Below are 7354 nucleotides of genomic sequence, written 5' to 3' on the forward strand. Positions count from 1 at the left end.
GGCATCTTCGGGTACTCGGGCGGGTAGGGCATGTCGCCCTGCCCGTGATCACGCTCGTCGCGCTCGACCCACTCCAGCACCGTCTCCAGCCCAGCCGGCTCGTCGTGCAGGCCCGCGTGGGCGTCGCCGCGCTCGGCGAGCAGGTCGGCCGCGGTGAGCACGTCGAAGTCGTCCGGCTCGGCGTCGGAGAGCTCGGCCCAGCGCAGCGGGAAGGACACCGTCGCCCGGGGCGTGCCCCGTAACGACCACGCCGAGGCGATCGTGCGGTCACGTGCGGCCTGGTTGAAGTCGAGGAACACGCGTTCGCCGCGCTCCTCCTTCCACCAGTCGACGGTCGCCTCGGAGGGCATCCGACGGCAGACCTCGCGCCCGATCGCGATGACGGCGCGGCGCACCGCGACGAAGTCCCACTCGGCACGGATCGGGACCATGACGTGGATGCCGCGCCCGCCGGAGGTCTTCGGCCAGCCGACGAGTCCCGCCTCCGTGAGCACCTCGCGCAGGGTGGCCGCAACCCGCGCGGCGTCGGCGAAGTCGGTGCCCGGCTGCGGGTCGAGGTCGATGCGCAGCTCGTCCGGCGCGTCGACGTCGGGCCGTCGGACCGGCCAGGGGTGGAAGTCGAAGGTGCCGAGGTTCGCGGCCCAGGCGAGCACCGCGGGCTCGGTCGGGCAGAGCACGTCGGCGGGGCGCCCGGACGGGAAACGCACCTGCACCGTCTCGGCGTACTCGGGGGCGCCCTTGGGCAGCCGCTTCTGGTAGAACCACTCGCCCGCGACGCCGTCGACGAAGCGCTTGAGGTGTGTCGGCCGGTCGACGAGGACCCCCAACAGCGGGTCGGCGACGGCGAGGTAGTGCTCCACCACGCGCTGCTTGGTGATCCCCCGATCCGGAAAGTAGATCTTGTCGGGGTTGGAGACGCGCACCGTGCGCCCGCCCACCTCGAGCTCCACCGCAGGGGACCGGGCCACAGCTGCGGAGGCTACCGTGGCGGGCGTGACCTGGGGTGCTTCATCTGGTGCCGGACGTCCCGACCCGACGCGCCGGTTCCACGACGACCTCGTCGGGCTCGACCCCGACGACCCGGAGGCGCGCGCGTTCGCCGAGCACCTCGACCGTATGGAGCGGGTGCGGCCGATGTTCACCGTCGAGGGCGAGCTGTCCGGTGTGCGGGACTTCGCCGAGTCGGCCAACCGCGTGGGCGGGCTGCAGCGCTGGGCCGCCTGGCTGCTCGCCGTCCTCGTCCTGCTCGGCGCCGGCTACGTCGTCTACGAGGTGCTCGAGTTCCTGGTCGGCACCTGGCTGATCTGAGTCCCGGACGATTGCGCGCGACCCGTATTAGCCTGGGTGCATGAGCAGTGCGATCGGCAAGCCCAAGGTCGAGAAGTCGGACGCCGAGTGGCGCGAGCAGCTCTCGCGCGACGAGTACCACGTCCTGCGTGAGGCGGGCACCGAGCGCCCGTTCACCGGGGAGTACGACGAGACGTTCACCGAGGGCGTCTACCACTGCCGCGCGTGCGGCGCGGAGCTGTTCCGCTCGGAGACCAAGTTCGCCTCGCACTGCGGGTGGCCGTCGTTCTACGCACCCTCGGGCGACGACAACGTCATCCTGCGCGAGGACTCCTCGATGGGCATGAAGCGCGTCGAGGCGCTGTGCGGCACCTGCCACTCACACCTCGGCCACGTCTTCCACGGCGAGGGCTACGGCACGCCGACCGACGACCGGTACTGCATGAACTCGGTGTCGCTGACGCTGGAGCCGAAGAAGGCCTGACCTACTGCCCGCCGGAGACCCGCAGCGTCTGGCCCGTGATCCAGGCGCTGTCGGGTGAGGCGAGGAAGAGCACGGTCGGCGTGATGTCCTCGGGCTCGCCGTAGCGTCCCATCGGCCAGGAGATCGCCGTCAGGTCGTTGTCGTAGTGCGGCCCGTTCTCGGCGGCCATGTCGCTGGCGGTCCCGCCGGGGGCGATCGCGTTGACCGTGATCTTCCGCCGGACCAGGTCGAGCGCGAGGCAGCGGACCATCGCCTCCACCGCGGCCTTCGACCCGGCGTACACCGCGTGCCCGGGCACCCCCATCCCCGCGGAGATCGACGAGGTCAGGACGATCCGCCCGCCCTCGCCCATGTGGGCCTGGACGGCCTGGACCGCGAGGAACTGTCCGCGGGTGTTGACGGCGAACGTCGCGTCGAACTCGGCGGCCGTGACGGTCCCGAGCGCGCCGAAGTGCTCGACCCCGGCGTTGCTGACCAGGACGTCGATCCCGCCGAGGAGCTCGGCCGCGCGGTCCATGAGCGCGACCACGGCGTCGGGGTCGGCCATGTCGGCCGCCACGGCGTGGGCCTCGCCGCCCCGGGCGGCGATCTCGGAGACGACGGCGTCAGCGGCCTCGGCGCTGCGCCCGTACCCGACGACGACCCGGGCGCCCGCGCCGGCCAGGGCGAGGGCCTCCGCGCGACCGATGCCGCGGCTGCCGCCGGTGACGACGGCGCGGGTCCCGGGAGGCAGGTCCGTCACGCCGAGAGGGCGAGCAGCGCGCCGGGCTCCACCCGCGGGCCGGTGAAGAAGGGGATCTCCTCGCGGACGTGCCGCCGGGCCTCGGTGGCGCGCAGGTCACGCATGAGGTCGACGATGCGGTCGAGCTGGTCGGCCTCGAACGCGAGAATCCACTCGTAGTCGCCGAGGGCGAACGCGGGGACGGTGTTCGCGCGGACGTCGGCGTAGCCGCGGGCGGCCTTGCCGTGGTCGGCGAGCATCTGGCGGCGCTCCTCGTCGGGGAGCAGGTACCAGTCGAGCGAGCGGACGAACGGGTACAGGCAGAGGTAGCCCTTCGGCTCCTCCCCCGCGACGAACGCGGGCAGGTGGCTCTTGTTGAACTCCGCAGGCCGGTGCAGCGCCGTGCTCGACCACACCGGCTCCGAGGCCCGCCCGAGCGCCGTGCGGCGCAGCGCCGTGTACGTGGACTGCAGCGACTCGATCTCCGGCGCGTGGGTCCAGACCATCCAGTCGGCGTCGGCGCGCATCCCCGCGAGGTCGTAGACGCCGCGAACCGCCACACCCTTCGATTCCTGCTCGTCGAGGACGGAGGTGAACTCGTCCGCGACCGCGCGGCGGTCCTCCGGGAGCCGCGCCTGGTCGGTGCGGAACACCGACCACATGGCGTATCGGACCGTCGAGTTGAGCTCGTCGTAGTTCAGCCGTGCCACGGGTCCCATCGTGCCACGGGCTGGCCGGCGCGGACCGGTGGGCGTGGGCCCGACGGTCGGGCCTCCCGCCCCGAGCCGCGAGGGGACGATCCGGTCGCTCTATCCGCCCGAGGGTTCCCCTCGCGCCGCCAGGGAGGCGACGTGGGCCGCCACCCGCTCGGCCGCCGCGTCGCCGGTGGCCAGGCAGGCGGGCACCCCGACGCCGTGCAGTGCCGCCCCCGCCACCGCGAGCCCCGGCACCGCGGCCACCGCGCGCTCGAGGTCCGCGACGGTCTGGTCGTGGCCGACGCCGTACTGCGGCAGCCCTCCGCCCCAGCGCGCGACCACCGTCTCGACCGGCTCGACGTCCAGCCCGAGCAGCGCCGCGAGGTCGGCCCGGACCGCCGACACCAGGTCGTCGTCGTCACGGTTCAGCGCGACGGTGTCGCCGAAGCGCCCGACCGAGGCGCGCAGCACCAGCGCGTCGTCGGCAGCCAGGTGCGGCCACTTCACCGACGACACCGTCACCGCCTTGATCGTCCACGGCGCGCCGTCCGGCCGGTGCTCCCCCGACCCGAGGAGCACCCCCGAGCGCTCGCCGAGGTCGGTGCCCGGCGGCACGGCGAGCGCGACGACGGCGCTGGAGGCCAGGTCGATGCCCGCGGCGGCCCGGGCGGCCCCGGGGGCGACGTCGCCCAGCAGCCGGCGCAGCCCGGGGGCCGGGAGGGCGAGCACCACCGCGTCGGCGTCGTGGACCTCCTCGCCCGAGGGCCCCGACGCCGTGACGCGCCAGCCGCCGTCGGTCCGGGCGAGGCCGGTGACCGTCCGGGCGACGCGGACCTCGGCGCGGGCGGCAACGGCGAGCGCGGGCGGGAGGTCGGCGAGCCCGGTGCGCAGCGTGCCGAACACGGGAGCCGGGGCGGTGCCCTCGAGGGGGGCCGCGGGCAGGGCCTCGGCGGCGGCGGCGCGGAGTGTCGGAGCGCCGCGGTCGAGCGCGTCGGCGAGCGCGGGCACGGTGGCGCGCACACCGAGGGCGTCCGCCCGCCCGGAGTAGACCCCGCCGAGCAGCGGGTCGACGAGGCGCTCGGCGACCTCGTCGCCGAACCGGGCCCGCACCAGCCCGCCGACCGTGTCGTCGCCGTCCCAGGCGACCGGCCCCAGCGCGTCCTCGGCCTCGAGGGCGGCCCGCCCGGCCGGCGAGAGCAGGTCGGCGACGGCCGGCGGGTCGGCGGGTACGCCCATGACGGTGCGCCGCGGCATGGCGTGGGTGGCCCCGCCCGCGCGGATCCCCGACGAGGCCGCCGACGGGTGCACGATGTCGTCGGCCAGCCCCAGCTCGGTCAGGCGCGCGGCGGCCTCCGGGCGGCGGGCCAGGAAGGCCTCGGCCCCGACGTCGACGCGGACCCCGCCGAGGTCGACCGCGGCGAGCTTCCCGCCGAGCACCCGGGCGGACTCCAGCACGGTGATCGACGCGGCGTCGCCCAGGAGGGTCCGCAGGCGGTGCGCCGCGGCGAGCCCGCTGACCCCGCCGCCCACGACGACCACCCGCGGCGGCCGGGGGGCCGCCGGGTCCGCGCTGCTCACCGGACCGGCAGGGCGTGCACCAGGTCGACGACACGGGCGAGCGCGTCGGGATCGGTCTCGGGCAGCACGCCGTGCCCGAGGTTCATGACGTGCCCGGGCGCCGCGCGGCCCTCGTCGACGATGCGGTGCACCTCGCGCTCGACCACGTCGGGGCCGGCGAAGAGCACGGCGGGGTCGAGGTTGCCCTGCAGGGCCCGGCCCGGCCCGACACGGCGGGTGGCCTCGTCGAGCGGGACGCGCCAGTCGACCCCGACGACGTCCGCGCCCGCCTCGCCCATCGCCGTGAGGAGCTCGCCGGTGCCGACCCCGAAATGGACCCGCGGGACCCCGGCGTCGGCCAGGCCCGCGAGGACCTTCGCCGAGTGCGGCATGACGAGCGCGCGGTAGTCCCGTTCGGAGAGCGCGCCCGCCCAGGAGTCGAACAGCTGGACCGCGTCCACCCCGGCGTCCACCTGCGCACGCAGGAACGTCAGCGTCAGGTCGGCGAGGTGGTCGAGCAGCGCGTGCCAGGTGTCGGGCTCGGCGTGCATGAGGGCCTTGGTCCGCTCGTGGTTGCGGCTGGGACCGCCCTCCACGAGGTACGAGGCGAGGGTGAACGGGGCCCCGGCAAATCCGATCAGCGGCGTGGACCCGAGCTCGCGCACGAGCAACCCGACCGCCTCGGCCACCGGCGCGACGCCCTCGGGGTCGAGGCGCGGCAGGGCGGCGACGTCGGCGGAGGTGCGCACCGGCGCCTCGATGACCGGTCCGGTGCCGCTGACGATGTCCACCCCGATGCCGGCCACCTTGAGGGGCACGACGATGTCGGAGAACAGGATCGCGGCGTCCACCCCGTAGCGGCGGACCGGCTGCAGCGTGATCTCGCACGCCAGGTCCGGGGTCAGGCAGGACTCGAGCATCCCGGTCCCCTGGCGCACCTGCCGGTACTCCGGTAGCGAGCGGCCGGCCTGGCGCATGAACCAGACGGGCAGCTGCGCGGGGGTCTCACCGCGCGCGGCGGCGAGGAAGGCGGAGCCGGGAAGGGCACGGCGGTTGACCGATCCCGTCGGGCCGCCCGACCCGGCGGCGGGGCTCGTGGTCGGCGCACTCATGGTGGCCCCAGTGTGCCAGCCGCCCGGACGGTGTCGTCGCGCCACGTCCGGGCTCGGTCCTCCGGCGTGGCGCCCCGGCGCGTCGGTACTCCCGCACGTGCCGCCCGCCACCTACGCTCCGCGAGGTGACGGCTACAGCGACCACCCCCGAGACGTTCCGACGGGCCGTGGAGTCGCTGGCTGCTCTGCGCCCCCGCCCGGAGATCGAGCTGCGCGACATGCGCCCGCCGCAGCGCCTCGCGCCCTGGTCGGCCGCGTGGAGCGCGGAGGTCGTCTCCCCGACCACGGAACCCGGAGACGCCGAGCCGGAAGTACTGGTCACCGGCCGCCTGGTGCTCCTGCACGACCCCGACGGCCAGGAGGCCTGGGACGGGACGCTGCGGCTGGTGACGTTCGTGCGAGCCGAGCTCGACCCGGAGCACGCCTCCGACCCGCTGCTGCCGGAGGTCGCGTGGTCGTGGCTGACCGGTGCCCTGGAGGAGAGCGCGGCGTCGTCCACGGCGGTCGGCGGCACGGTCACCCAGACCTCGTCGGTGCGCTTCGGCGACATCTCCGGGCCGGCCCACGTCACCGACCTGGAGCTGCGGGCGTCGTGGACGCCGGTGCTGCGGGACGGGGTCGTCGACCTCACCGAGCACGGCAGCGCGTTCACCACGGTGCTGGCGACGGCGGCCGGGCTGCCCCCGGTGGGCGTGGCGAGCCTCGCGGCCCGCCGTCCGAGCTGACCCCGGGTCACCGTCGGGCCGGCTCCGGCCCGCCCGACCTCCCCGCTGTGGCGGGGTGCCGCGTGCCGTGGCGGGTCGCCGCGTCGGATTGTGCCGGACAGAGACAGACGCTTCTCGTCGTCTCTTCAACGAACGTCTTCCCGGCCTTTTCGGAACCCCCATTTCCCGGTACCAGTGGTGCCGATCGGAGCACTTTCGCAGGCCGCGGGACCCTGTTGTCCGCATCTGCGGATGCATCTGCGCTTCGCCAACGCGGGTGAACGACCCGCAGCGAGCGGGCCACGGCGGCGCCGCCGAACGTCCCCGAAGCGCTACGGCCGATGTGAAGCCGAGATTGCGTCAAAGGTTGCAACGGCGTTGGGGCGAACGGAGTCTTTGAGCACTCACTGTCACATCAACTACACACAGTGTCACAAGAAGACGACAGAGCGTTCACCGACCACACCAAGGAGTGACCACTGCGCCGTAACGGGCGGAACTCCACCGAGCGAAGTTGGCCCTAATGCTCTCGTTAACTCGCCAGGGGGGATATGTTCTCCCGCGACGCACTTCCTCGGCCGTTCGGCGGCGCGGTCGTCGACCGAGGGTTCCCGGTGCGTCTTGTCGGGGGGCAAGACCGACTCCAGGGAGGTAGTTGACGTGGCTACCGTGGGCCCAGGGATGGCTCTACGAGGCGTCGCGAGCGGGCTGTTGCCACCGGCGATGGTTCCGCATCCGCGGGAAGAGATGTTCTCCGTGCTGGTGGTCGACGACCACCCGCTGCTGCGCGAGGC

8 protein-coding genes and 1 pseudogene are annotated in these 7354 nt (G+C 74.3%); 4 read left to right on the plus strand and 5 right to left on the minus strand.

Annotated elements, in window-relative coordinates; all coding sequences use genetic code 11:
* Nucleotides 1-968, minus strand: a 968-nt coding sequence (gene ligD / locus VGI02_RS23580) for a non-homologous end-joining DNA ligase (protein WP_331631453.1), incomplete at its 3' end; no start/stop codon positions are given.
* A gap of 25 nt (nucleotides 969-993) precedes the next feature.
* Here ligD and VGI02_RS23585 point away from each other — a divergent pair.
* Both VGI02_RS23585 and msrB read left to right on the plus strand, forming a co-directional pair.
* On the plus strand, nucleotides 994-1308 hold the full coding sequence (locus tag VGI02_RS23585; RefSeq protein ID WP_331631455.1) for a hypothetical protein: 315 nt from the start codon (nucleotides 994-996) through the stop codon (nucleotides 1306-1308).
* A 40-nt stretch (nucleotides 1309-1348) separates the two neighbouring features.
* Entirely contained in the window at nucleotides 1349-1771 is a 423-nt protein-coding gene (gene msrB, locus VGI02_RS23590) for a peptide-methionine (R)-S-oxide reductase MsrB (protein WP_331631457.1), read from the plus strand.
* A gap of 1 nt (nucleotide 1772) precedes the next feature.
* Here msrB and VGI02_RS23595 read toward each other — a convergent pair whose 3' ends face one another.
* The 4 genes from VGI02_RS23595 to hemE all read right to left on the minus strand — a co-directional run bounded on the left by VGI02_RS23595 (nucleotide 1773) and on the right by hemE (nucleotide 5856).
* A complete protein-coding gene (locus VGI02_RS23595; protein WP_331631459.1) occupies nucleotides 1773-2513 on the minus strand; it encodes an SDR family oxidoreductase in 741 nt (246 codons plus the stop codon).
* Nucleotides 2510-3202: a hydrogen peroxide-dependent heme synthase gene (gene hemQ / locus VGI02_RS23600; RefSeq protein ID WP_331631461.1), complete on the minus strand. Its 693-nt coding sequence runs from the start codon at nucleotides 3200-3202 to the stop codon at nucleotides 2510-2512. The genes VGI02_RS23595 and hemQ overlap by 4 nt, the downstream gene beginning before the upstream one ends.
* 99 nt (nucleotides 3203-3301) lie before the next feature.
* Nucleotides 3302-4765, minus strand: a complete 1464-nt coding sequence (hemG, locus tag VGI02_RS23605; protein ID WP_331631463.1) for a protoporphyrinogen oxidase — start codon at nucleotides 4763-4765, stop codon at nucleotides 3302-3304.
* Nucleotides 4762-5856 carry a uroporphyrinogen decarboxylase gene (gene hemE, locus VGI02_RS23610; RefSeq protein ID WP_331631465.1) on the minus strand — a complete coding sequence of 365 codons (1095 nt, stop codon included), beginning with the start codon at nucleotides 5854-5856 and terminating at the stop codon, nucleotides 4762-4764. The genes hemG and hemE overlap by 4 nt, the downstream gene beginning before the upstream one ends.
* Before the next feature lie 125 nt (nucleotides 5857-5981).
* Here hemE and VGI02_RS23615 point away from each other — a divergent pair, with 125 nt between their 5' ends.
* Both VGI02_RS23615 and VGI02_RS23620 read left to right on the plus strand, forming a co-directional pair.
* The gene (locus tag VGI02_RS23615) at nucleotides 5982-6581 is read left to right on the plus strand and encodes a DUF3000 domain-containing protein (protein WP_331631467.1); all 600 of its coding nucleotides are present in this window, start codon (nucleotides 5982-5984) and stop codon (nucleotides 6579-6581) included.
* A gap of 660 nt (nucleotides 6582-7241) precedes the next feature.
* Nucleotides 7242-7354 (plus strand): annotated as a pseudogene (locus tag VGI02_RS23620) (DNA-binding response regulator); the annotation flags it as partial.

It is taken from the genome of Actinomycetospora sp., assembly GCF_036497245.1.
Taxonomy (GTDB): domain Bacteria; phylum Actinomycetota; class Actinomycetes; order Mycobacteriales; family Pseudonocardiaceae; genus Actinomycetospora.